Origin of the sequence: Xanthomonas sp. SHU 166, from assembly GCF_000364685.1 — a bacterium.
GTDB classification, from domain to species: domain Bacteria; phylum Pseudomonadota; class Gammaproteobacteria; order Xanthomonadales; family Xanthomonadaceae; genus Xanthomonas_A; species Xanthomonas_A sontii.
The window spans coordinates 1-2,313 of sequence record NZ_AQOJ01000364.1; the positions used below are offsets into that span (position 1 = coordinate 1).

Here is a 2,313-nt window from a genome sequence, read left to right on the forward strand (position 1 = left end):
ATGGTCAGCTCGTGCTCCACGGCGGCGGTCAGCACCTCCACGAACAGTTCGGCCTTGGACGGGAAATGCCGGTAGATCAGCCCGGTGGAGACCCCGGCCTCGGCCGCGACCGCGGTCACCGGGGCGCCGCGGAAGCCGTCGGCGGCGATCAGCCGGCGCGCCGCCAGCAGGATCCGCTGGCGGTTGCCGGCGAGGCGTTCTTCCATCAGGGCGGAGCGTTTGTAGGCCATGGCGTGATTCTAAGTTCAATTAATGAATTTCTGTTCACTTCTTTGCCGTTCCCGGCTACGCTGGGCGCTCTTGCCCGGCGCGGGTCGATTCTAGGCGCCGCCGGCCACCCGCCATTCCCGGAGTTGCCGCCATGCTGATGCCGTCGTTGAATTTCGAGTTGGGCGAGGAGGTCGACCTGCTGCGCGACAGCGTCGCCGCCTTCGCCGCGCGCGAGATCGCGCCGCTGGCCGAGCAGGCCGACCGCGACAACGCCTTCCCCGCACCGCTGTGGCGCAAGCTCGGCGAACAGGGCCTGCTCGGCCTCACCGTGGAGGAGGAGTACGGCGGCAGTGCGATGGGCTACCTGGCGCACGTGGTGGCGATGGAGGAGATCTCCCGCGCCTGCGGCGCGATCGGCCTGTCCTACGGCGCGCATTCGAACCTATGCGTGAACCAGCTGCGCAAGAACGCCAGCCCGGCGCAGAAGGCGCGCTACCTGCCGAAGCTGTGCAGCGGCGAGCACGTCGGCGCGCTGGCGATGAGCGAACCCGGCGCCGGCTCGGACGTGGTGTCGATGAAGCTGCGCGCCGAGGCGCGCGGCGACCGCTACGTGCTCAACGGCAACAAGATGTGGATCACCAACGGCCCGGACGCCGACGTGCTGGTGGTCTATGCCAAGACCGACCCGAGCGGCGGCGCGCGCGGCATCACCGCATTCGTGGTCGAGAAGGGCATGCCCGGCTTCAGCACCGCGCAGAAGCTGGACAAGCTCGGCATGCGCGGCTCCAACACCTGCGAACTGGTGTTCCAGGACTGCGAAGTGCCGGCGGAGAACGTGCTGGGCGAGGTCGGCGGCGGCGTGCGCGTGCTGATGTCCGGCCTGGATTACGAGCGGGTGGTGCTGTCCGGCGGCCCGCTGGGGCTGATGGCCGCGGCGCTGGACGTGGTGCTGCCCTACGTGCACGAGCGCCGCCAGTTCGGCGAGCCGATCGGCAGCTTCCAGCTGATGCAGGGCAAGCTGGCCGACATGTACGTGGGCCTCAACGCCTGCCGTGCCTACGTGTATGCGGTGGCACGCGCCTGCGACGCCGGTCGCACTACCCGCCAGGACGCCGCCGGCGCGATCCTCTACGCCGCCGAGAAGGCGACCTGGCTGACCGGCCAGGCGATCCAGGTGCTGGGCGGCAACGGCTACATCAACGACTATCCGACCGGGCGCCTGTGGCGCGACGCCAAGCTCTACGAGATCGGCGCCGGCACCTCGGAGATCCGTCGCATGCTGATCGGCCGCGAGTTGTTCGAGCGGACCAAGTGATGCCGCGCAGGATGCGCATCGGCCGTAAGGCCGTTCCGACGTCAGCGCGTCGGGGCTGATCCCGCAAAAGGGGACAAGAGCCCCTCCCACATCGGCCGCCTGCCCTTTCCTTCTTTCCACGGTTCTGCCATGAGCGCGATCCAGACCCAGTTGCAACCCGGCAGCGACGCCTTCGCCGCCAATGCCGCCGCGCTGCGCGCGGTGGTCGACGACCTGCACGCCACCCAGGCGCGCATCGCCCTGGGCGGCAGCGAGGCCGCCCGCGCCAAACACCAGGCCCGCGGCAAGCTGCTGGTACGCGAACGCATCGATGCCCTGCTCGACCCGGGCAGCGCGTTCCTGGAGATCGCGCCGCTGGCCGCGCTGGGCCTGTACGACGACGAGGTGCCGTGCGCCGGCGTGGTCGCCGGCATCGGCCGCGTCTCCGGCGTGGAATGCGTGATCGTCGCCAACGACGCCACGGTCAAGGGCGGCACCTACTACCCGATCACGGTGAAGAAGCACCTGCGCGCGCAGGAGATCGCCCAGCAGAACCGCCTGCCGTGCATCTACCTGGTCGATTCCGGCGGCGCGTTCCTGCCGCTGCAGGACGAGGTGTTTCCCGACCGCGACCACTTCGGCCGGATCTTCTACAACCAGGCCAACCTGTCGGCGCAGGGCATCGCCCAGATCGCCTGCGTGATGGGCTCGTGCACCGCCGGCGGCGCCTACGTGCCGGCGATGAGCGACGAGACGGTGATCGTGCGCGAACAGGGCACGATCTTCCTCGGCGGCCCGCCGCTGGTGAA

The 2,313-nt window shown here is 69.5% G+C and carries 3 protein-coding genes; 2 read left to right on the plus strand and 1 reads right to left on the minus strand.

The genetic code is table 11. The features are described from left to right. On the minus strand, positions 1–230 hold a 230-nt coding region (locus D180_RS10380; RefSeq protein ID WP_017912738.1), incomplete at its 3' end, for a helix-turn-helix domain-containing protein. 131 nt (positions 231–361) lie between these two features. Here D180_RS10380 and D180_RS10385 point away from each other — a divergent pair. Next, positions 362–1,525: an isovaleryl-CoA dehydrogenase gene (locus D180_RS10385; RefSeq protein ID WP_010341368.1), complete on the plus strand. Its 1,164-nt coding sequence runs from the start codon at positions 362–364 to the stop codon at positions 1,523–1,525. Between the two features lie 129 nt (positions 1,526–1,654). Then, on the plus strand, positions 1,655–2,313 hold a 659-nt coding region (locus D180_RS10390; protein ID WP_017912739.1), incomplete at its 3' end, for a carboxyl transferase domain-containing protein.